The sequence below is a fragment of the Halomonas stenophila genome, from assembly GCF_014192275.1.
In the GTDB taxonomy this organism is placed as follows: Bacteria; Pseudomonadota; Gammaproteobacteria; order Pseudomonadales; family Halomonadaceae; genus Halomonas; species Halomonas stenophila.
On the sequence record NZ_JACHXR010000002.1, the window covers coordinates 434,508 to 456,232 of the forward strand.

General features: G+C 68.3%; 15 protein-coding genes. 12 read left to right on the top strand and 3 right to left on the bottom strand.

The genetic code is table 11. The features are described from left to right. Nucleotides 1–161: 161 nt before the first annotated feature. Nucleotides 162–1,736 (bottom strand): BCCT family transporter, encoded by a 1,575-nt coding sequence (locus FHR97_RS06000; protein WP_183382847.1) that lies wholly within the window; start codon nt 1,734–1,736, stop codon nt 162–164. Nucleotides 1,737–1,977: 241 nt separating this feature from the next. On the opposite strand from FHR97_RS06000, the gene fdhA reads away from it, so the two are divergent. From fdhA to FHR97_RS06020, 4 genes are all read left to right on the top strand, one after another. Then, nucleotides 1,978–3,171, top strand: coding sequence for a formaldehyde dehydrogenase, glutathione-independent (fdhA, locus tag FHR97_RS06005; protein ID WP_183382848.1), 1,194 nt, complete (start codon nt 1,978–1,980; stop codon nt 3,169–3,171). 254 nt (nt 3,172–3,425) lie between these two features. Beyond that, a complete protein-coding gene (locus tag FHR97_RS06010) occupies nt 3,426–5,144 on the top strand; it encodes an NADH-ubiquinone oxidoreductase-F iron-sulfur binding region domain-containing protein (protein ID WP_183382849.1) in 1,719 nt (572 codons plus the stop codon). Nucleotides 5,145–5,155: 11 nt separating this feature from the next. Further along, the gene (fdhF, locus tag FHR97_RS06015) at nt 5,156–7,987 is read left to right on the top strand and encodes a formate dehydrogenase subunit alpha (protein ID WP_183382850.1); all 2,832 of its coding nucleotides are present in this window, start codon (nt 5,156–5,158) and stop codon (nt 7,985–7,987) included. A 29-nt stretch (nt 7,988–8,016) separates the two neighbouring features. After that, complete coding sequence (locus tag FHR97_RS06020) at nt 8,017–8,256, top strand: hypothetical protein (protein ID WP_183382851.1); 240 nt, start codon at nt 8,017–8,019, stop codon at nt 8,254–8,256. Between the two features lie 133 nt (nt 8,257–8,389). On the opposite strand, the gene FHR97_RS06025 is transcribed toward FHR97_RS06020, so the two are convergent. After that, entirely contained in the window at nt 8,390–9,670 is a 1,281-nt protein-coding gene (locus tag FHR97_RS06025) for an aromatic ring-hydroxylating oxygenase subunit alpha (protein WP_183382852.1), read from the bottom strand. Nucleotides 9,671–9,999: 329 nt separating this feature from the next. Here FHR97_RS06025 and FHR97_RS06030 point away from each other — a divergent pair, with 329 nt between their 5' ends. After that, complete coding sequence (locus tag FHR97_RS06030; protein ID WP_183382853.1) at nt 10,000–11,106, top strand: FAD-binding oxidoreductase; 1,107 nt, start codon at nt 10,000–10,002, stop codon at nt 11,104–11,106. A 24-nt stretch (nt 11,107–11,130) separates the two neighbouring features. On the opposite strand, the gene FHR97_RS06035 is transcribed toward FHR97_RS06030, so the two are convergent. After that, on the bottom strand, nt 11,131–12,315 hold the full coding sequence (locus FHR97_RS06035) for a PQQ-dependent sugar dehydrogenase (protein WP_246403794.1): 1,185 nt from the start codon (nt 12,313–12,315) through the stop codon (nt 11,131–11,133). Nucleotides 12,316–12,668: 353 nt separating this feature from the next. Here FHR97_RS06035 and FHR97_RS06040 point away from each other — a divergent pair, with 353 nt between their 5' ends. From FHR97_RS06040 to purU, 7 genes are all read left to right on the top strand, one after another. After that, nucleotides 12,669–13,709, top strand: coding sequence for a GlxA family transcriptional regulator (locus FHR97_RS06040; protein WP_183382854.1), 1,041 nt, complete (start codon nt 12,669–12,671; stop codon nt 13,707–13,709). A gap of 323 nt (nt 13,710–14,032) precedes the next feature. Next, nucleotides 14,033–15,331: a serine hydroxymethyltransferase gene (gene glyA, locus FHR97_RS06045; RefSeq protein ID WP_183382855.1), complete on the top strand. Its 1,299-nt coding sequence runs from the start codon at nt 14,033–14,035 to the stop codon at nt 15,329–15,331. Between the two features lie 44 nt (nt 15,332–15,375). Continuing rightward, a complete protein-coding gene (locus FHR97_RS06050; protein WP_183382856.1) occupies nt 15,376–16,626 on the top strand; it encodes a sarcosine oxidase subunit beta family protein in 1,251 nt (416 codons plus the stop codon). A gap of 12 nt (nt 16,627–16,638) precedes the next feature. Next, complete coding sequence (locus FHR97_RS06055) at nt 16,639–16,989, top strand: sarcosine oxidase subunit delta (protein ID WP_183382857.1); 351 nt, start codon at nt 16,639–16,641, stop codon at nt 16,987–16,989. Continuing rightward, nucleotides 16,986–20,024, top strand: a complete 3,039-nt coding sequence (locus tag FHR97_RS06060) for a sarcosine oxidase subunit alpha (RefSeq protein WP_183382858.1) — start codon at nt 16,986–16,988, stop codon at nt 20,022–20,024. The genes FHR97_RS06055 and FHR97_RS06060 overlap by 4 nt, the downstream gene beginning before the upstream one ends. Next, nucleotides 20,017–20,652, top strand: a complete 636-nt coding sequence (locus tag FHR97_RS06065) for a sarcosine oxidase subunit gamma (protein ID WP_183382859.1) — start codon at nt 20,017–20,019, stop codon at nt 20,650–20,652. The genes FHR97_RS06060 and FHR97_RS06065 overlap by 8 nt, the downstream gene beginning before the upstream one ends. A gap of 71 nt (nt 20,653–20,723) precedes the next feature. Further along, complete coding sequence (gene purU / locus FHR97_RS06070; protein WP_183382860.1) at nt 20,724–21,590, top strand: formyltetrahydrofolate deformylase; 867 nt, start codon at nt 20,724–20,726, stop codon at nt 21,588–21,590. The last annotated feature ends 135 nt before the right edge of the window (nt 21,591–21,725 follow it).

A 21,725-nucleotide genomic window follows, 5' to 3' on the forward strand; every position in this document is an offset into this window, starting at 1 on the left:
TACAGCGCCTCCTAGAAGGCCTGTCGCCGGAACAGCCCCGAGCGACACGGCTCACTGCGATAGGCCTAGGCATTTTGCCGGGCTCCGGGGGATCGGGGTGGCCGGCAAACGACGACGACCCCGGCATGGGCCGGGGTCGTCGCGTCGCGCGGGCGTGCGGCTCAGGCGGCCGGGGCGAGCCCCAGGCTGCGATGTTCCTCCCTCAGGCTCTTCACCAAGCCTACGCACATCACCAGCAGGATGACGGTGAAGGGCAGGCCGGTGGCCACGGCCCCCGCCTGGAGGGCGCCGAGGGCCTTGTCACCGCCGCCGTAGAGCAGGATGCCGGCGATCACGCCCTCCAGGGTGGCCCAGAAGACCCGCTGGCTGCGCGGGGAGTCGACCTTGCCCCCGGCGGTGATGTTGTCGATCACCAGGGAGCCGGAGTCGGACGAGGTGATGAAGAATACCAGCACCAGGACGATGGCCATGGTGGAGGTGAGGGTGGTCAGCGGCAGCTGCTCGAGCATCTGGAACATCGCCAGCGACACCTCGCCGATGCCATCGGACAGGGCGCCGACGCCGCTCGCGGACTGGGCCAGGGCGTTGCCGCCGAAGGCGGTCATCCACACGATGGTGACCAGGGTGGGTACCAGCAGCACCGCCATCAGGAACTCGCGCACGGTGCGCCCGCGAGACACCCGGGCGATGAACATGCCGACGAAGGGCGACCAGGAGATCCACCAGGCCCAGTAGAACACCGTCCAGCCATGGAACCAGGTCGTATCCTCGCGGCCGATCCAGTTGGACAGCGGCAGGATATGGCTGGCGTAGGCCAGGGTGGTGTCCCACAGGCCGTTGACAAACAGCAGCGTGGAGCCGGTCAGCACCACGAACAGCAGCAGCGCCAGGGCGATCACCATGTTGATGTTCGAGAACAGCTTCACGCCGCCGTCGATGCCGCGCCAGACCGAGAACAGGGCCACCATCGTGACGCCGACGATGATGGCGATCTGGGTCCCGAGGGTGTTGGGCACGTCGAACAGGTAGTTGAGGCCGCCGGCGGCCTGGGAGGCACCGAAGCCCAGCGAGGTGGCCAGGCCGAAGATGGTGGACAGCACCGCGACGATATCGATCACGTGGCCGAACCAGCCGCGTACCCGCTCACCGAGCAGCGGCGTGAAGGCCGAGCGCAAGGTCAGCGGCAGCCCGCGGTTGTAGGCGAAGAAGGCCAGCGACAGCCCGACCACGGCGTAGATGGCCCAGGGGTGCAGGCCCCAGTGGAACATGGTCGCGCCCATGGCGGCGCGGGCCCCTTCCGGCGTCCCGGCCGCGGCACCCAGCGGCGTGCCGTACCAGTCGGTGTAGTAGGCGACCGGCTCGGCCACGCTCCAGAACATCAGGCCGATGCCCATGCCGGCGGCGAACAGCATGCTGAACCAGGAGATCGTGGAGTGCTCGGGCCGGGCCTTCGGGCCGCCCAGGCGAATGCGCCCCAGGGGCATCACGATCAGCGCCAGGCACAGGATCACGAAGACGTTGCCGGCGATCATGAACAGCCAGTCGAAGTGCTCGATGGCGAAGCCGCGGGCCGCCGTCAGCTGGGTGTTGGCGAGGTCGGGGTAGATCAGGGCATAGAGAATGAAGGCCAGGATGGCCAGCGCGGAGAGGGGAAAGACGGGGTTGTGGAAGTCCAGCCCCAGGATCTGCTTGTTGTCCTGCCCGGGGGTCAGGATCGGGTCGTCGTCATGCGTCATGCGAGGTCCTCTGTTGTTGTTGTCGCATCGCCCGGAGGCGACGCCGGATATTCTTGGCGCGACCGACAGGAGGGGCTGTCGCGAGAGCGACCTCGGGATACGCCTCGCCACCATGGCGGGGGCGATGTCTCGAATAGGCATGGCGGTGACTCGCTCGGAACATTCCGGCTGGGAGAAGGGGCTATCGTCGTGGAGCGGCGAATTCCGCCGCCCCCTACAACAACGTCGAAGGAAGCCAGCCATGAGTGCAGCCAACCGCGGAGTCGTCTACAAGGGCCCGGGAGAGGTCGCCGTCGAGTCCATCGCCTACCCGGAACTCGCCCTCGGCAACCGCAAGTGCGAACACGGCGTGATCCTCAAGGTGGTCACCACCAACATCTGCGGCAGCGACCAGCACATGGTGCGCGGGCGCACCACCGCCCCCTCCGGCCTGGTGCTGGGCCACGAGATCACCGGCGTGGTGGTCGAGTGCGGGCGCGACGTCGAGTTCCTCAACCCGGGCGACCTGGTCTCGGTGCCGTTCAACATCGCCTGCGGCCGCTGCCGCAACTGCAAGGCCGGCCAGACCGGCATCTGCCTCAACGTCAATCCGGCGCGTCCCGGCGCCGCCTACGGCTATGTCGACATGGGCGGCTGGGTCGGCGGCCAGACCGAGTACGTCATGGTGCCCTACGCCGACTTCAACCTGCTGAAGTTCCCGGACGCCGACCAGGCCATGGAGAAGATCAAGGACCTGACCCTGCTGTCCGACATCTTCCCCACCGGCTTCCACGGCTGCGTCACCGCCGGCGTCGGCCCGGGCTCCACCGTCTACATCGCCGGGGCCGGCCCGGTCGGCCTGGCCGCCGCGGTCTCCGCCCAGCTGCTGGGCGCCGCCTGCGTGATCGTCGGCGACATGATCGAGGAGCGCCTGGCCCAGGCCCGCAGCTTCGGCTGCGAGACCCTCGACCTGACCCAGGACGGCGACATGGCCGACAAGATCGAGGCGATCCTCGGCGAGCGCGAGGTCGATGCCTTCGTCGACTGCGTCGGCTTCGAGGCCCACGCCTGCGGCTGCAACCACGGCAAGGAGGCGCCGGCCACCGTGCTGAACTCCGCCATGTCGCTGACCCGCGCCGGCGGCCAGATCGGCATCCCGGGGCTGTACGTGACCGAGGACCCGGGCGCGGCCGACGAGGCGGCCAAGCAAGGCGCGCTGAGCATGCGCTTCGGGCTCGGCTGGGCCAAGTCGCACAGCTTCCACACCGGCCAGTGCCCGGTGATGCAGTACCATCGTCCGCTGATGCAGGCGATCCTGTTCGGCAAGGTCAACATCGCCGATGCGGTCAACGTCCAGATGATCACCCTGGACGAGGCGCCGAAGGGCTATGCCGACTTCGATGGCGGTGCGGCCAAGAAATTCGTCATCGACCCCCACGGCAGCGTCGCCGCTTAAAGGGCGGCGCGGCGAGCCAGTTCGGGGATCGCCCCCACGGCAGCGTGGCGGCTTAACAGGCCTCAGCTGCCGACGGCTCGCGCCGCCCGCCCCACCGACGGCGCCCTCATGGGGCGCCGTCGCCTTTTGCGCTTAGCCGATTGCGACATCGGCATGCCATTGGCGACACCGGCGGCCATTCCCGGCGTTGTCAGCCCCCGGGGGTGGTGCCACCATGCGATAAGCACGCCGATGAAAATCACAACGAGAGTCCCATGACCGTCCAGACCGTGACCCCCAAGCGCCGCTTCCGCGGCAAGCCCCGAGGCCGTGAGCTCGACCCCGCCGCGCTCGACGCGCTGCGGCGGCTGTTGGGTGACGAGCGCGAGGAGCCGGAACGCCGCCACCGTGACCTGCTGATCGAGCATCTCCACGTCCTCCAGGACGACCGCGGGCATCTGGCCCTGGCCGACCTGCGTGCGCTGGCCGCCTACATGAACCTGCCGATGGCGGCGGTCTACGAGACCGCCACCTTCTATGCCCACTTCGACGTGGTCCACGACGACCAGGCCCCGCCGCCGGCGATCACGGTGCGCGTCTGCGACTCGCTGTCTTGCCAGCTGGCCGGCGCCGCCACCCTCAAGGCCGAGCTCGAGGCCGGCGCCGATCCGGCGCGGGTCCGGGTGCTGCGGGCGCCCTGCATGGGCCGCTGCGAGATGGCCCCGGTGGTCGAGGTGGGCCACCGCCACGTCAACCATGCCACCCAGGAGGCAGTGGAGGCGGTGGTGGATACCGGCCACTTCCATCCCGAGGCCATCCTCTGGCAGCGGCTCGAGGCTTACCGGGACGCCGGCGGCTATCGCCTGCTGGCCGACTGCCGGGCCGGCAGGGTGAGCGTGGAACGCCTGATGGAGACCCTGGAGGCCGCCAACCTGCGCGGCCTGGGCGGCGCCGGTTTCCCGACCTTCAAGAAGTGGTACTTCGTGCGGGCCGAGGCGGGACCGCGCTACTGCGCGATCAATGCCGACGAGGGCGAGCCCGGCACCTTCAAGGACCGCCACTACCTGGAGCGCGAGCCCCATCGCTTCCTGGAGGGCGCGCTGGTCAGCGCCTGGGCGGTGGAGGCCGAGGCGCTCTACATCTACCTGCGCGACGAATACCCCGGCCTGCACCGGGTGCTCCACGAGGCGATCGCCGAGCTGGAGGCCGCCGGCCTGGCCGCACCGGGCTACATCGTGATGCGCCGCGGCGCCGGGGCCTACATCTGCGGCGAGGAGTCGGCGATGATCGAGTCGCTGGAGGGCAAGCCGGGCAAGCCCCGGCATCGTCCCCCCTTCGTCGCCCAGCGCGGGCTCTTCGATCGCCCGACCCTGGTCAACAACGTCGAGACCGTCTACTGGATCCCGACGATCTGGGCCCGCGGCGCGGCCTGGTTCGCCGATCAGGGACGCCACGGGCGCAAGGGGCTGCGCAGCTTCTCGGTCTCCGGTCGGGTCAATCGCCCCGGCGTCCACCTGGCGCCGGCGGGCATCACCCTGGGCGAGCTGATCGAGGAATACTGCGGCGGCCTGCCGGCGGGCCACCGGCTGGCCGCCTACCTGCCCGGCGGGGCCTCCGGCGGCATCCTGCCGGCCTCCAAGGCGGATATTCCCCTCGACTTTGATACGTTGCAGGCCGAGGGCTGCTTCATCGGCTCGGCGGCCATCATCGTGCTCTCCGACCAGGACGACCTGCGCGCCGCCGCCACCAACCTGCTGGCCTTCTTCGCCGACGAGTCCTGCGGCCAGTGCACGCCCTGTCGGGTGGGCACCGAGAAGATGCTGACCCTGCTCGAGCGTGATACCTGGCAGGCCGCGGACCTGCAGCGGCTCTCCCGGGTGATGATGGACGCCTCCATCTGCGGTCTCGGCCAGGCCGCGCCCAACCCGGTGCTGGGACTGCTCCGGGACTTCCGCGACGAGCTCGCCGCGCAGAACGTGATCGTGAAAGGGTAGGGAGACATACCATGACGACCGAGACCTTTACCCTGACCCTGGACGGCGTGGACGTCAGCGCCTGGCCCGGGGAGACCCTCTGGCAGGTGGCCAAGCGGGCCGGCGAGACCATCCCGCACCTGTGCTTCAAGGACGCCTACGGCTACCGGGCCGACGGCAACTGCCGAGCCTGCATGGTGGAGATCGAGGGCGAGCGCGCCCTGGCCGCCAGCTGCCTGCGCGAGGCGCGCCCCGGCATGGTGGTCAAGAGCGCCTCCTCGGAGCGGGCCCGCACTGCCCGGGAGGGCGTGCTGGAGCTGCTGGTCGCCGACCAGCCGGACCGCGAGGCCGGCCCCGACCGCTCGAGCCACTTCTGGGACATGGCCGACCAGCTGGCCATCGACGCCGACGCGGTGCGCCAGTGGCTGCCGTCGCGCGACGAGCGGGCGACGCCCACCGTCCATCACGTCCCCGAACGGGACGCCTCGCCGGTTCATGATCGCTCCCACTCGGCGATGGCCGTCAACCTCGACGCCTGCATCGAGTGCAACCTCTGCGTGCGGGCCTGTCGCGAGGTCCAGGTCAATGACGTCATTGGCCTCGCCAACCGCGGCAGTGCCGCCAAGGTCGTCTTCGACTTCGACGATCCCATGGGCGACAGCACCTGCGTGGCTTGTGGCGAGTGCGTCCAGGCTTGTCCCACTGGCGCCCTGATGCCGGCCACCCTGGTCGACGAGGCGGGGCGCGGCGATTCGCAGGTCGCCGATCGCCAGGTCGACTCGGTGTGCCCCTACTGTGGCGTGGGCTGTCAGCTCACCTATCACGTCAAGGACGACGAGATCCTGCACGTCTCCGGTCGTGACGGGCCCTCCAATCACAACCGCCTGTGCGTCAAGGGGCGTTTCGGCTTCGACTATCCGAAGCATCCCTCGCGGCTCACCACCCCGCTGATCCGCAAGCCCGGGGTGCCCAAGGGGCTCGATCCGGCCTTCGATCCGGCCGACCCGACCACCCATTTCCGCGAGGCCAGCTGGGAGGAGGCCCTGGACCTGGCGGCCAAGGGGTTGATCGACCTCAAGGCGGCCCACGGCCCCGACGCCCTGGCCGGCTTCGGCAGCGCCAAGTGCTCCAACGAGGAGGCCTGGCTGTTCCAGAAGCTGGTGCGCACCGGCTTCGGTTCCAACCATGTCGACCACTGCACCCGGCTGTGCCACGCCAGCTCGGTGGCGGCGCTGATGGAGTGCATCGGCTCCGGGGCGGTCACGGCCTCCTTCATGCAGGCCAGCCAGGCCGACGTGGTGATCCTCACCGGCTGCAACCCGGCGGTGAACCATCCGGTGGCGGCGACCTTCTTCAAGCAGGCCGCCAAGCGGGGCACCCGGTTCCTCATCCTCGATCCCAAGGGCCAGGCCATGAGCGCCTATGCCCACAAGACCCTGCGCTTCACCCCGGGGGCGGACGTGTCGCTGTTCAACGCCATGCTCAACGTCATCGTCTCCGAGGACCTGGTCGACCACGACTACATCGCCGAGCATACCGAGGGCTTCGCCGCCCTGGCCGAGCACGTCCGCGACCTGACCCCGGAGGCCATGGCGCCGAGCTGTGGCGTGTCTGCCGAGGAGATCCGCGAGGTGGCGAGGCTCTATGCCCAGGCCGATCGTGCCATGATCTTCTGGGGCATGGGCATCTCCCAGCACGTTCACGGCACCGACAACGCCCGTTGCCTGATCTCGCTGGCCCTGGCCTGCGGCCATACCGGCCGGCCCGGTACCGGCCTGCACCCGCTGCGCGGCCAGAACAACGTCCAGGGCGCCTCGGATGCGGGTCTGATTCCCATGGTGCTGCCGGACTACCAGCCGGTGGGCGACGCCCAGGTGCGCGCCGCCTTCGAGGAGCTATGGGCCACCCCGCTGGAGGAGCGGCCGGGCCTCACCGTGGTGGAGATCATGGACGCCATCCATGCCGGCACCATCAAGGGCATGTACATCCAGGGCGAGAACCCGGCCATGTCCGACCCGGACCTGGCGCACGCCCGCCAGGCGCTCGGCGAGCTCGAGCACCTGGTGGTGCAGGACCTCTTCGTCACCGAGACGGCCCAGTTCGCCGACGTCATCCTGCCCGCCTCGGCCTGGCCGGAGAAGGACGGCACCGTGACCAACACCAACCGCCAGGTGCAGCTGGGCCGCCAGGCCATGCCCTTGCCCGGGCAGGCCAGGCCCGACTGGTGGATCATCCAGGAGATCGCCCGGCGCTTCGGCCTGGCCTGGGACTACGGGCATCCCCGGGAGGTCTTCGCCGAGATGACCCGCGGCATGCCGTCCCTCGACCACATCACCTGGGAGCGCCTGGAGCGCGAAGAGTCGGTGATGTATCCCTGTCCGTCGGACGATTCGCCGGGCGAGGACGTGGTGTTCGGCGAGGCCTTCCCCACCGCCTCCGGCAAGGCGAAGTTCACGCCGACCCTGCCGCTGCCGCCGGACGAGCCCGTCGACGGTGACTACCCCACCGTGTTGACCACCGGTCGCCAGCTCGAGCACTGGCATACCGGGTCCATGACGCGGCGCGCACGGGTCCTCGATGACCTGGAGCCGGAGGCCGTGGCCAGCCTGGCCCCGGGCGAGTTGCGTCGTCTCCGCCTCGCTCCCGGCGAGCCGGTGACCATCATCACCCGACGTGGCGAGATCACGCTCAGGACCCGAGTCGATCCGGAGATGGCCGAGGGCATGGTGTTCGTGCCCTTCTGCTATGCCGAGGCGGCGGCCAATGTGCTGACCAACCCGGCGCTGGACCCCGACGGCAAGATTCCCGAGTTCAAGTATGCCGCCTGCCGGCTGGCGCCGGCGGCCGTCGAGGCGCTGTCCTGAACGCGGCGCGGACAATGGAGGAAACCACCATGATGATCGTCGACCTCATCGATGGGGATGACTTCCGCGACCGGCTGGTCGCCCTGGGCATCCGCATTCCGGAGGGCGCCTGCCCCGAGACCTGTGCGCGCATGGCGCTGCTCAAGCACATGGAGGTCGGGGTGCCGGGCCTGCAGGACCTGGTGCGCGAGCTGATGACCCACACCGATGTCATGCTGCCGTCGGTGCGCGCGGCGATCGAGCGTTTCCTGCTGCCCGGCCTGCGCTGATCTCGCGCCCCGCCCGCCGCCGCGGGCGGGGCGTCTCGGGTGCGGCGTCTTGCCATGGGGCGTCGCGGCGATACCGACACGAAAAAGGCCCCGCCATCGGCGGGGCCTTGTCTGTCAGGGTGGAGACTCGGTTCTAGGTCAGCTGGAGGTTCGGTGCGCTGTGGCCCAGGTTCTCGAGCATGCGCTCGCTGTACCAGCCGACGAAGTCGATCACCCCGAACTCGTAGGTCTCGGAGTAGGGGCCCGGCTGGTAGGCCTTGGAGTTGATGCCCCGCTGATTCTCCTCGGCCAGGCGCCGGTCCTGGTCGTTGGTGGCGTCCCACACCTTGCGCATCTGCTCGGGGACGTAGTCGACGCCCTCCCCGGCATCCTTGTGCACCAGCCACTTGGTGGTTACCACGGTCTGCTGCGGACCGATCGGCATGACCCGGAAGACGATGGCATGATCGCCCATGAAGTGGTTCCAGGAGTTCGGCAGGTGCAGGATGCGCAGCGAACCCAGGTCGGCGCTCTGCAGGTTGCCCATCAGCTTCTGGCAGGCTCGCTTGCCGTCCATGGTCATCGACTCCGCGCCGTCCAGCAGCGGGGTGCGGGTCAGGCGGTTACGACGGTCGAGGCGCGTGAGCTTGTAGGGCACGCACTGGGCTTCCCAGTCGGCCTGCTTGCGCGCGACCAGTTCCTTGTAGGCCGGGGTGGCGCGGGGGTCGTCGGTGTCGTCGAACTCCTGCAGGGAGTTGAGCAGTTCCGGATGAGCGCCGTTGCAGTGGTAGCACTCGCGGTTGTTCTCCAGCACCAGCTTCCAGTTGCACTGCTCGACGATGCTGGACTCCACGGCGACCTTGAGGTTCTCCATGTCGTAGGGCGCCAGGTAGTGATCCAGCGTCTCGAGGAAGCCGTCGATTTCCGGGGCCTCGTCGGCCAGGCTGACGAAGATGAAGCCGCCGCTGGTGCGCACGTGGACCGGCTTGAGGCCGTGGGCGGCGAGGTCGAAGTCCTTGCCCATGTCGCTGCCGGCGAACAGCAGGCGGCCGTCCAGTTCGTAGGTCCACTGGTGGTAGGGGCAGACCAGCTTGGCCACCTTGCCCTTGTCGGTGACGCACAGCCGCGAGCCGCGGTGACGGCAGACGTTGTGGAAGGCGTGCACTTCACCATTGTTGCCGCGCACGATCACCACCGGGTTGTCGCCGACCTCGAGGGTGATAAAGTTGCCCTTGGCGGGAATCTCGCAGGTCATGCCGGCGAACAGCCATTCCTTCTCGAAGATCTCCTGCATGTCGAGGGCGAACAGCCGCTCGTCGTTGTAGAAGGGCTGGGGCAGCGAGTAGTTCTGCGGGCGGTTGGCCAGCATCTCGGCGGTGGCCTCGCGTGCCGGGGCCAGGGGGTCATCCAGGCGGGCAGGTGACAGTGAATCCATGGTGGGACGCTTCCTCATTACTGGGCTGTTGCGGCAGCCTCGGGATTGTTGACAGGCGAGCCAAGGTCTAGCGGGCCACGCCCCGGTGGGCTCCGCGGCGGTGAGGTGAGTTTGAAACAGCGTCTAGTGGGGAAGTTGTCTGCTGGCGACGCATCGTGATGCGTCAGCGACGCTAACCACAACGAAAAGTGGGGGGGTTGGACGCGATGGGCATGCCCATGTCGCAGACAGGCAAGTGGCATGCGGCGGGGGTGCGCAGAATTCGCTCAACGGCAGGCGGAGTCACCGCGGTCGGAGACCTTCATGCAGCACCCCAGGCGACACTAATCATGACAATGAGCTTCTTGAACCCCGTCACTACCCAGACCTGGACCAACGGTCGTCACCTGGTGCGTTGCGTCAAGGTGATCCAGGAGACCTGGGATACCCGTACCTTCTGCTTCATGGCCGAGCAGCCGGTCATGTTCTTCTTCAAGCCGGGTCAGTTCGTGACCCTGGAGCTGGAGATCGATGGCGAGCAGATCATGCGCTCCTACACCATCTCCAGCTCGCCGTCGGTGCCCTACAGCTTCTCGATCACCGTCAAGCGCATGCCGGGCGGCAGGGTCTCCAACTGGCTGCACGACAACCTCAAGATCAACGACGAGCTGGCGGTGCACGGCCCGGTGGGCAACTTCAACCTCATGGACTATCCGTCGGAGAAGGTGCTGATGCTCTCCGGCGGCGTCGGCATCACGCCGCTGATGTCCATGGTGCGCTGGCTGTTCGATACCAACGCCGCCGTGGACGTGGAGTTCATCCACAGCTCCCGTACGCCGAAGGACGTGATCTACCATCGCGAACTGGAGCACATCTTCTCGCGGATTCCCGAGTTCAAGCTGCATATCGTCTGCGAGCGCAGCGACGAGCTGGGGGAGGCCTGGTCGGGGTTCCGTGGTTATATCAGCCAGCCGATGCTGGAGCTGATGGCCCCGGACTTCATGGATCGCGAGATCTTCTGCTGTGGCCCGACGCCCTACATGAAGGCGGTGAAGCAGCTACTCGAGCAGAACGGCTTCGACATGAGCCGCTACCACGAGGAGTCCTTCGGGGAGACCCCGGCCGATGTGAAGGAGGAGGCTCTGGAGCATGCCGAGCAGGCCGAGGTGGAGGCCGAGGAACTCGACGCCGCCGACCTGATCAGCGTCGAGTTCAGCTCGACCGGCAAGAGCGCGTACATCAAGCCCGATGAGACCGTGCATGCCGCCGCCGCCAAGCTGGGGCTGCATATCCCCAAGGCCTGCGGCATGGGCATCTGCGGCACCTGCCGGGTGCAACTGACCTCCGGCGAGGTGGAGATGGACCACAACGGCGGCATCACCGACGAGGACGTCGCCGAGGGCTACATCCTCTCCTGCTGCAGCAAGCCCAAGGGTGACGTGGTGGTGGATTACTGATCGCGCTTCTCGACGAGCCCGCCGCTAGTCGGCGGGCTCGAGCCGGAAGAGCCCGCCGTCGGGCCGGTCGTTGAGCAGGTAGACGTATCCCTCCGGGCCCTGGCGCACGTCGCGGATGCGCCCGATCTGGCCGTCGAGCAGCACCTCGGCCTTGCGCACCTCATCGCCCTCCACGCTCAGGCGGACGAGCCGCTGGCTGCGCAGGCCGCCGGCCAGCAGGTCGCCCCGCCAGCCGGGAAAGTGCCGACTGTCGACATGGGTCAGCCCCGATGGCGCATAGCGCCCCGCGAACACAAACAGCGGGTCGCGCATGCCTGGGGCGCTGTCGCGGCCGATCGGTTGGTTGGTGGCGTAGTCCCTGCCGAGGGTCACCTCCGGCCAGCCGTAGTTGACCCCCGCCTCGATGCGGTTGATCTCGTCGCCGGTGCGCGGCCCATGCTCGCTGGCCCAGATGGTGCCGTCGGTCGCCACGGTCAGGCCCTGGATATTGCGGTTGCCCAGGGTGTAGACCGCATCGGCCACCTGCGGGTCGTCGACGAAGGGGTTGTCGGCGGGGATGCCGCCGGTCTCGGTCAGGCGAATCACGCTGCCGGCATGGTCGCCGCCGTCCTGGGCGCGCGGCCCCTCGCCACGATCACCGATGGTCAGCAACAGGGTGCCGTCCTGCCGCCAGGCCAGCCGCCCGCCGTAATGGTGGGAGGGGGACGAGAAGCGCGCCTGGGCGAAGATCTCCTCGGCCTCGCTGAGCCGGGTGCCGGACAGCTGCGCCCGGCTCACCGCCGTGCCCGTGCCGCCGGGGCCGGACCGCGCATAGCTGAAGTAGAGCCAGTCATGTTCGCCATCGCCGTATTCGGGGTGCAGCGCGAGGTCGAGCAGCCCGCCCTGGCTCCGGGCCGCCACCCGGGGCACGCCGTCGACGCGGCGGGTATGGCCCTGGCCATCGATCAACACCAGCCGGCCGGGCCGCTCGCTGACCAGGAAGCGGCCGTCGGGCAGGCAGGCGACCGACCAGGGGTGCTCGAGGCCCTCGGCCAGGCGCACCAGGCGGACGTCATGGACCGTGCCGTCGATCCGCTCGGCGATCACCGTGGCGGCCGGGGCATGGCCGCCGGCGACCAGCAGCAGGCCGGCGAGCCACCAGGCGCCGCGATGACGAGGGGGCGTCGGGGTGGCGTCGGGTCGTGGGCGAAGCGGGGCGGCGGGCATCATGAGGCGTCTCCCTGTCGCGGCCTGGTCACCGGTCTCGTTCACAATAGCAGTCCGGGCGCGACGTGGACGGCGAACCGGGCGTCGATCCAGGGCTATCGCAGTTGAGTCTGACGAGGGAGCGCCGGGGACAAGCCGAAGAGGAGGTCCTACGCCAGGGAAGGCGTCGGTAGCGTACAGGGAGGTATTCACAGCGCCTCCTCGCAGGCTTGTCGACGGATCAGCCCCGAGAGATACCGCTATCTGCGATAGCCCTGGGGGGCGATCCCGTCGCCGCCCGGGGCTTTGCTTTCCGGCCCGGGCTGCCGGACACTGGTCCCCTACGTCACCGAGCGAGAGTGAAGAGCACCGATCCCATGAGTCATCCCCACGAGGGCGCGCCGCTGTCCATCGGTTTCGTCCTGTTGCGTCGGTTCACCATGCTGCCCTTCGCGGCCTTCGTCGACTGCCTGCGCCTGGCGGCGGACGAGGGCGACCGCAGCCGCCAGTTGCGCTGCCACTGGGTGTTCATGACCAGCGCCGGCCAGGACGCCATCTCCAGCTGCGGGGCGGCCGTCACCCCCTGCACGCCCTTCCGCGAGCCGGCGGAGTTCGACTACATCGTGGTCATCGGCGGGGTCCAGGACGAGCATGACGCCGTCGACGAGACGGCGATCGCCTATCTGCGCCGGACGGCCGATGCGGGCGTGCCCCTCGTGGGGCTCTGCACCGGCGTCTTCGCGCTGATCCAGGCCGGGCTGATGAACGGCCGGCGCTGCTGTGTCAGCTGGTATCACCATGGCGACCTCACCCGGCGCTTTCCCGATATCGAGCCGGTGGCCGACCGCCTGTTCATCGATGACGGCCACCTGCTGACCTGTGCGGGGGGCATCGCCTCCGCCGACCTGGCCGCGCACCTGGTGGAGCGCCACCTGGGCAAGGCCTGGGCCATGAAGAGCCTGCATATCATGCTCATCGACGAGGCGCGGCGCGGCGAGCATCCCCAGCCTCAGCCGGTGGTCTTCGACAAGGTCGAGGACCGGCTGGTGCGTCGCGCCATCGCCATCCTGGAGCAGCACCTCGGCGAGCCGCTCGGCGTGGATGCCCTCGCCGAGCGGCTCGGCACCTCGCGGCGCAACCTGGAGCGGCGCTTTCGCGAGGCGCTGGGAATCGGTCCCCGCAAGTTCGCCCGGGACCTGCGCCTGCGCTACGGCCTGTGGCTGCTGCACTATACGGCGAAGAGCATCACCGAGATCGGCGAGCGCTGCGGGTTCGCCGATACCGCCCACTTCTCGCGGCACTTCCGCGACGCCTTCGGCGCCACCCCGTCGGCGGTGCGCAAGTCGGCGGGGGAGGGCAATGGCGACGCGGTGGATCCCTTCTTCCTGCATATCGAGGCTCGGCCCGCGAGCGGCTAGACGGCGGGGTGATCAGCGGCATCGGGGCCGGCGCCGGGGCGTCGGCTTTTTTTTAGGCGGGTGGCGGGGAAAATACAAAAGCCACTGATGGTAAAAGTTCTTATTTAACAATAGGTTATTATGGGATGTCGCGAACGTTACGTGAAAGATGTCGCAAACGTTCAATCTTTACGGGGCAGGATTGGCTATCAATGACAGCCAGGGTGAGAACGCGGCGGCCAGGATCGGCCGGTTGTCTTCCGCGAGGATGTCGGTGTCGTTTCCAGGATACCGAGCGTTCCACTTTTTCTTAACGTTGTGAAGCCAATCCCCAGGGTGACGAGATGAACGCCAACAACCTTACAACGATCGATCCCCAGATCGCCGCCGCCATCGCCGATGAAGTGGCACGCCAGGAAGCCCACATCGAGCTGATCGCCTCGGAAAACTATGCGAGCCCACAGGTCATGGAAGCCCAGGGGAGCCAGCTGACCAACAAGTATGCCGAGGGTTACCCCGGCAAGCGCTACTATGGTGGCTGCGAGCATGTCGACGTGGTCGAGCGCCTGGCCATCGAGCGCGCCTGCGCGCTGTTCGGTGCCGATTACGCCAATGTCCAGCCCCATTCCGGCGCCCAGGCCAATGCCGCGGCCTTCATGGCCATGGTCTCGCCCGGCGACACCGTGCTGGGCATGAGCCTGGCCCACGGCGGCCACCTGACCCACGGGGCGGCGCCGAACTTCTCCGGCAAGTACTACCATGCCGTCCAGTATGGCCTGAACCCGGACACCGGCGAGATCGACTACGACGAGGTCGAGCGCCTGGCCCACGAGCACCAGCCCAAGCTGATCATCGCCGGCTTCTCGGCCTATTCCCGGGTCATCAACTGGCGTCGCTTCCGCGATATCGCCGATGCCGTGGGTGCCTGGCTGATGGTCGACATGGCCCATGTCGCCGGCCTGGTCGCCGCCGGCCACTACCCGAGCCCGCTGCCCCACGCCCATGTGGTCACCACCACCACCCACAAGACGCTGCGCGGTCCCCGCGGCGGCCTGATCCTCTCCGCCAGCGGCGACGAGACGCTCTACAAGAAGCTCAACGGTGCGGTCTTCCCGGGCCAGCAGGGCGGCCCGCTGATGCACGCCATCGCCGCCAAGGCGGTGGCCTTCCGCGAGGCCATGAGCCAGGATTTCGTGCGCTACCAGGCCCAGGTCATCGACAACGCCCGGGCCATGGCCAACGTCTTCGTCGAGCGCGGCTTCGACGTGGTCTCCGGCGGCACCGACGACCACCTCTTCCTGGTCTCGCTGATCAAGCAGGGCGTGACCGGCAAGGCTGCCGATGCCGCCCTGGGCCGGGCCCATATCACCGTCAACAAGAACGCCGTGCCCAACGATCCCCAGAGCCCCTTCGTGACCTCGGGCCTGCGCATCGGCACCCCGGCGGTGACCACCCGCGGCTTCGGCCAGGCCGACTGCGAGGCCCTGGCCGGCTGGATCTGTGACATCCTCGACACCCTGGCCGCCGAGGCCGACACTACCGAGGTCGAGTCCGAGGTGCGTGGCAAGGTCGCCGAGCTGTGCGACCGTCACCCCGTCTATGCCAAGGCCGCCGCCGAGCAGTCCGGCACTGCCACCGCGTGAGCTCGCTCCCGCCGGACCCCGGCGGGACCCTCGAGGAGATTTCTATGCAACGTTATTCAGGCTTCGGGCTGGTCAAGCATGCACTCAGCCACCACGAGAACTGGCAGCGCCAGTGGCGCAACCCCACGCCCAAGAAGGCGTACGACGTCATCATCATCGGTGGCGGCGGCCATGGCCTGGGGACCGCCTATTACCTGGCCAAGGAATTCGGCATCAAGAATGTCGCCGTGATCGAGAAGGGCTGGCTGGGCGGCGGCAATACCGCCCGCAACACCACCATCGTCCGTTCCAACTACCTGTGGGACGAGGCGGCGGCCCTCTACGAGCACTCCATGAAACTGTGGGAGGGCCTGTCCCAGGACCTCAACTACAACGTCATGTTCTCCCAGCGCGGCGTGCTCAACCTGGGACATACCCTGCAGGACATGCGCGACATCCAGCGCCGGGTCAATGCCAACCGCCTGAACGGCATCGACGGCGAGGTGCTCGACGCCAAGGGCGTCCAGGAGCTGGTGCCGATCATGGACTGCTCGAAGAATGCCCGCTATCCGGTGCTCGGCGCCTCCTGGCAGCCGCGGGCCGGCGTGGCCCGCCACGACGCCGTGGCCTGGGGCTTCGCCCGTGCCGCCGACGCCCATGGCGTGGATATCCTGCAGCAGACCGAGGTCACCGGCTTCAAGATCCGTGACGGCCAGGTCTACGGGGTGCACACCAACCGCGGCGACATCGAGGCCAAGACCGTCGGCTGCGTGACCGCCGGCAACTCCGGGGTGCTGGCCGGCATGGCCGGCATCAAGCTGCCGCTGGAGTCGCATCCGCTCCAGGCCCTGGTCTCCGAGCCTCTGAAACCGGTGCTCGACACCGTGGTGATGTCCAATCACGTGCACGGCTACATCAGCCAGTCCGACAAGGGCGACCTGGTCATCGGCGCGGGTATCGACGGCTACAACGGCTATGGCCAGCGCGGCAGCTACCCCACCGTGGAACACACCCTGCAGGCGATCGTGGAGATGTTCCCGATCTTCTCCCGGGTGCGCATGAACCGCCAGTGGGGCGGCATCGTCGACACCTGTCCGGATGCCTGCCCGATCCTCTCCAAGACCCAGGTCAAGGGGCTGTATTTCAACTGTGGCTGGGGCACCGGCGGCTTCAAGGCCACCCCCGGATCGGCCCACGTGTTCGCCGCCAGCCTCGCCAAGGGCGAGATGCACCCGATCGCCGAGCCGTTCTCCATCGATCGCTTCAACACCGGAGCGCTGGTCGACGAGCACGGCGCCGCCGGCGTGGCCCACTAAGGAGATTCCGCCATGTTCTATATCCATTGTCCCTATTGCGGCGAGCTCCGGGAGGAGGAGGAATTTCATCCCAAGGGCCAGGCGCACATCGCCCGCCCCGCGGACCCCGCGGCCTGCAGCGACGAGGAATGGGGCGACTACCTGTTCTTCCGCGACAACCCCCGCGGCATCCACCACGAGCTGTGGGTCCACGCCGTGGGCTGCCGCAAGTTCTTCAATATCACCCGTCACACCGTGACCTACGAGATCCTCGAGACCTACAAGATGGGCGAGCAGCCGAGGTTCACCGCCGAGCATCCCGAGGGACGGCCGTCCCAGGACGGCGTCGAACAGGCATCGCTTCGTGAAGGAGTCCGCGCATGAGTCAGCTCAATCGTCTCGCCCGGGGCGGGCGCATCGACCGCTCCCGCAAGCTGAGCTTCACCTTCAACGGCAAGCGCTATCAGGGCCATGCCGGCGATACCCTGGCCTCGGCGCTGCTCGCCAATGGCATCGACATCGTCAACCGCAGCTTCAAGTACTCGCGGCCCCGTGGCATCGTCGCCGCCGGCGCCGAGGAGCCCAACGCCGTGGTCCAGCTCGGCAAGACCGAGGCGGGCCAGGTGCCCAACGTGCGGGCCACCCAGCAGGCGCTGTTCGACGGTCTGGAGGCGCGCAGCACCAACGGCTGGCCCAACGTCCAGCGCGACCTGATGAGCGTGATCGGCAAGCTGGGCGGCCAGTTCATGCCGCCGGGCTTCTACTACAAGACCTTCATGGCCCCGGCCTCCCTGTGGATGACCTACGAGAAGTACATCCGCAAGAGCGCGGGCCTGGGGCGCAGCCCCATGGAGAACGACCCGGACATCTACGACCACCTGCACCAGCACTGCGACGTGCTGGTGGTCGGCGCCGGCCCGGCCGGGCTGGCCGCGGCCCTGACCGCGGCGCGCAGCGGCGCCCGGGTGCTCCTCTGCGACGAGCAGGAGGAGATGGGCGGCTCGCTGCTGGATACCCGTGAGCTGCTCGACGACAAGCCGGCGGATCAGTGGGTCGCCGAGGTCCTCCAGGAGCTGGATGACCTGGACAACGTGACGTTGCTGCCGCGGACTACCGCCAACGGCTACCATGACCACCACTTCGTGACCCTCCACGAGCGTCGCACCGAGCATCTCGCCGACACCGCCCCGCTCAAGGGCGGTCGGCGCCAGGTGCGCTCGCGCATGCACCGCGTGCGCGCCGGCCGTGTCGTGCTGGCCACCGGCGCCCACGAGCGACCGCTGGTCTATGGCAACAACGACGTGCCGGGCAACCTGCTGGCCGGTGCGGTCTCGACCTATGTCCGTCGCTACGGCGTCGTGCCGGGCCGTAAGCTGGTGCTCTCCACCAGCAACGACCATGCCTATCGCGCCGCCCTGGACTGGCTGGAGAGCGGCCGCGAGGTGGTGGCCATCGCCGACGCCCGCGCCAACCCGGACGGTGAGCTGGTCGAGCAGGCCCGGGCCCTGGGTATCCGCATCATCGCAGGCGCGGCGGTGATCGAGGCCAAGGGCGAGAGCCGGGTCAGCGGCGCGCGGGTGGCGAAGGTCGACCTGGATGGCTTCCGGGTCGCCGGCGCCGCCGAGACCCTGGATTGCGACACCATCGCCAGCTCCGGCGGCTACAGCCCGGTGATCCACCTGGCCTCCCACACCGGCGGTCGGCCGACCTGGCGCGACGATATCCTCGGCTTCGTGCCCACCCTGGTGAAGGGCGTGAGCGCAGCCGGCGGTGCCCAGGGCGTCTATGCCACCGGCGAGGTGCTGGCCGATGGGGGCGATGCCGGCGTCCGTGCCGCCCAGGAAGCCGGCTTCGAGGCGGCAGGGGTCACCCTGCCCCAGGTCGAAGCGCGTCGCGACGGTGCGGCCTGTGCGCTCTATCAGGTGCCCCACGAGAAGCCGACCCTGCGCGGGCCCAAGCAGTTCGTCGACCTGCAGAACGACGTCACCGCGGCGGGCATCGAGGTGGCCACCCGTGAGGGCTTCGAGTCCATCGAGCACGTCAAGCGCTATACCGCCATGGGCTTCGGCACCGACCAGGGCAAGCTCGGCAACATCAACGGCATGGCTATCGCCGCCCGCTTGTTGGGGCGCTCGATCCCCGAGGTCGGCACCACGGTGTTCCGTCCCAACTACACCCCGGTGACCTTCGGCGCCATCGTCGGCCGTCACTGCCGCGAGCTGTTCGACTCCGAGCGCTACACCGCCATGCACCAGTGGCACGTGGAGCACGGCGCCGAGTTCGAGGACGTGGGCCAGTGGAAGCGCCCCTGGTACTTCCCGCGCAAGGTCAACGGCAAGACCGAGACCATGCACGAGTCGGTGGCCCGGGAGTGCCGGGCGGTGCGCGAGGCGGTGGGCATTCTCGATGCCTCGACGCTCGGCAAGATCGACATCCAGGGCCCGGACGCCCGGGAATTCCTGGGCAGGGTCTACACCAACAAGTGGGCCAAGCTGGCCCCGGGTCGCGTGCGCTACGGGCTGATGTGCAAGGACGACGGCATGGTGTTCGATGACGGCACCACCAGCTGCCTGGGCGAGAACCACTTCCTGATGACCACCACCACCGGCGGCGCGGCCGGCGTGCTGGAGTGGCTGGAACTGTGGCACCAGACCGAGTGGCCGGAGCTCGACGTCTACTTCACCTCGGTGACCGATCACTGGGCGACCATGACCGTCACCGGGCCGGAGGCGCGCAAGCTGATGTCGGAAATCACCGACATCGACCTGGACAAGGAAGCGTTCAAGTTCATGGACTGGCGCGAGGGCAGCGTGGCCGGCGTGCCGGCGCGGGTGTTCCGCATCTCCTTCACCGGCGAGCTGGCCTACGAGATCAATGTCCAGGCCAACTATGCGCTGCACGTCTGGGAGACGCTGTTCGCCCATGGTGACAAGTACGGCCTGACGCCCTACGGCACCGAGACCATGCACGTGCTGCGGGCCGAGAAGGGCTTCATCATCGCCGGTCAGGACACCGACGGTTCGGTGACCCCGGAGGACCTGGGCATGCACTGGGCGGTCGGCTACGACAAGCCGTTCTCCTGGATCGGCCAGCGGGCGCTGACCCGGCCGGATACCGCGCGCACCGACCGCAAGCAACTGGTGGGCCTCAAGCCCAGGGATGCCAAGGTGGTGCTGGAGGAGGGCGCGCAGATCGTCTTCGATCCGAAACACGCCATCCCCATGCCCATGGTGGGGCACGTGACCTCGAGCTACTACAGCCCGACCCTGGACTCGGGCTTCGCCCTGGCGGTGGTCAAGGGCGGTCAGCAGAAGATGGGCGAGACCGTCTATCTGCCCATGGCCGACGGCCAGGTCCATGAGGCCGAAATCGTCAGCCCCATCTTCCTCGACCCCAAGGGAGAGCGTCAGAATGTCTAACGTCGCAACCTTCGATACCCGTACCGAGGCCAAGATTCCGGTCGAGTCGCCGCTGGCCTACTCCTACCGTCGCTCGGGGGCCCCGGCCCCCACCGGCAAGAGCCGGGTGGTGCTGCGCGAGCGGCCCTTCCTCGGCCACCTGATCCTGCGCGGTGGCGCCATCGTCCTCGACGAGGCGGTGCGCGAGGTGCTCGGCGTCTCGCTGCCCGGTGAGCCCCAGGGCCTGGTGCAGGACGCCGACGGCGAGCGCAGCATCCAGTGGCTGTCGCCGGACGAGTGGCTGGTCATCGTGCCCGGTGGCGAGGAGTTCGAGCTGGAGAACCGGCTGCGCGCGGCCCTGGGCGATGCCCACTTCGCCATCAGCAACGCCAGCGGCGGCCAGACCCTGGTCGAGCTCGAGGGCGAGGCCGCCCGGGAGCTGTTGATGAAGTCGGTGATCTACGACGTCCATCCCAGCCATTTCCCGGTGGGCAAGGGCGTGACCACGGTCTTCGCCAAGACCACGGTGATCCTGCGCCGGCCCGCCGAGGACCGCTGGGAGCTGGTAGTGCGCCGCAGCTTCGCCGACTACACCTATCGCTGGCTGCTCGATGCCGGCGAGGAGTACGGTATCGGCGTGGAGCGCTGATCCCGGTCGCTTCCCTCACGTGCGTTTCCAGGCCGGGGCTTGCCCCGGCCTGCTTCGTCAGGAGACATCCCATGAGCCGTAATGCCGATACCTGGATCCTCACGGCCCAATGCCCCAGCCGGCTGGGCACCGTGGACGTGGTTACCCGCTTCCTCAAGGAGCGTCGCTGCTACATCACCGAGCAGCAGTCCTTCGACGACCGCCACGCCGAGCGTTTCTTCATCCGCACCGAGTTTTACCCCCAGGACGCCGACTTCGACGCCGAGGCCTTCCAGGCCGCCTTCGCCGCCCGGGCCGGGGAGTTCGAGATGGTCTTCGAGCTGACCGCCCCGGACGCGCGGATGCCGGTGGTGATCATGGTCTCCAAGGCGGATCACTGCCTGAACGACCTGCTGTATCGCTACCGCACCGGTCAGCTGCCCATCGACATCCGGGCGGTGGTTTCCAACCATCCGGACCTCGAGTCCCTGGCCAGCTGGCATGGGCTGCCCTATTACCACTTCCCGATCACCGCGGACACCAAGGCCGAGCAGGAGGCGCGGGTCTGGGGGGTGATCGAGGAGACCGGCGCCGAGCTGGTGATCCTGGCCCGCTACATGCAGGTGCTGTCCAGCGAGATGTGCGAGAAGCTCGCCGGCCGGGCCATCAACATCCACCATTCGCTGCTGCCTGGCTTCAAGGGCGCCAAGCCCTATCACCAGGCCTACGAGAAGGGCGTCAAGCTGGTCGGGGCCACCGCTCACTACATCAACGACGACCTCGACGAGGGACCGATCATCACCCAGGGCGTGGAGCCCGTCAGCCATGCCGACTACCCCGAGGACCTGGTGGCCAAGGGCCGCGACGTGGAGTGCCTGACCCTGGCCCGGGCGGTGGCCTACCACGTGGAGCGGCGGGCGTTCCTGCACAAGCGTCGCACGGTGGTGTTCACCCGCTAGGGCAGAGAGGCGGCGTCGTCGCGTGCCGCTGGCCCCTGCCGCCCGGGCGGTGGCCTACCACGTGGAGCGGCGGGCGTTCCTGCACAAGCGTCGCACGGTGGTGTTCACCCGCTAGGGCAGAGAGGCGGCGTCGTC

Coding starts and splice junctions, on each gene's coding strand:
- FHR97_RS06000 (WP_183382847.1), bottom strand. CDS start 1,736: ATGACGCATGACGACGACCCGATCCTGACCCCCGGGCAGGACAACAAG.
- fdhA (WP_183382848.1), top strand. CDS start 1,978: ATGAGTGCAGCCAACCGCGGAGTCGTCTACAAGGGCCCGGGAGAGGTC.
- FHR97_RS06010 (WP_183382849.1), top strand. CDS start 3,426: ATGACCGTCCAGACCGTGACCCCCAAGCGCCGCTTCCGCGGCAAGCCC.
- fdhF (WP_183382850.1), top strand. CDS start 5,156: ATGACGACCGAGACCTTTACCCTGACCCTGGACGGCGTGGACGTCAGC.
- FHR97_RS06020 (WP_183382851.1), top strand. CDS start 8,017: ATGATGATCGTCGACCTCATCGATGGGGATGACTTCCGCGACCGGCTG.
- FHR97_RS06025 (WP_183382852.1), bottom strand. CDS start 9,670: ATGGATTCACTGTCACCTGCCCGCCTGGATGACCCCCTGGCCCCGGCA.
- FHR97_RS06030 (WP_183382853.1), top strand. CDS start 10,000: ATGACAATGAGCTTCTTGAACCCCGTCACTACCCAGACCTGGACCAAC.
- FHR97_RS06035 (WP_246403794.1), bottom strand. CDS start 12,315: ATGATGCCCGCCGCCCCGCTTCGCCCACGACCCGACGCCACCCCGACG.
- FHR97_RS06040 (WP_183382854.1), top strand. CDS start 12,669: ATGAGTCATCCCCACGAGGGCGCGCCGCTGTCCATCGGTTTCGTCCTG.
- glyA (WP_183382855.1), top strand. CDS start 14,033: ATGAACGCCAACAACCTTACAACGATCGATCCCCAGATCGCCGCCGCC.
- FHR97_RS06050 (WP_183382856.1), top strand. CDS start 15,376: ATGCAACGTTATTCAGGCTTCGGGCTGGTCAAGCATGCACTCAGCCAC.
- FHR97_RS06055 (WP_183382857.1), top strand. CDS start 16,639: ATGTTCTATATCCATTGTCCCTATTGCGGCGAGCTCCGGGAGGAGGAG.
- FHR97_RS06060 (WP_183382858.1), top strand. CDS start 16,986: ATGAGTCAGCTCAATCGTCTCGCCCGGGGCGGGCGCATCGACCGCTCC.
- FHR97_RS06065 (WP_183382859.1), top strand. CDS start 20,017: ATGTCTAACGTCGCAACCTTCGATACCCGTACCGAGGCCAAGATTCCG.
- purU (WP_183382860.1), top strand. CDS start 20,724: ATGAGCCGTAATGCCGATACCTGGATCCTCACGGCCCAATGCCCCAGC.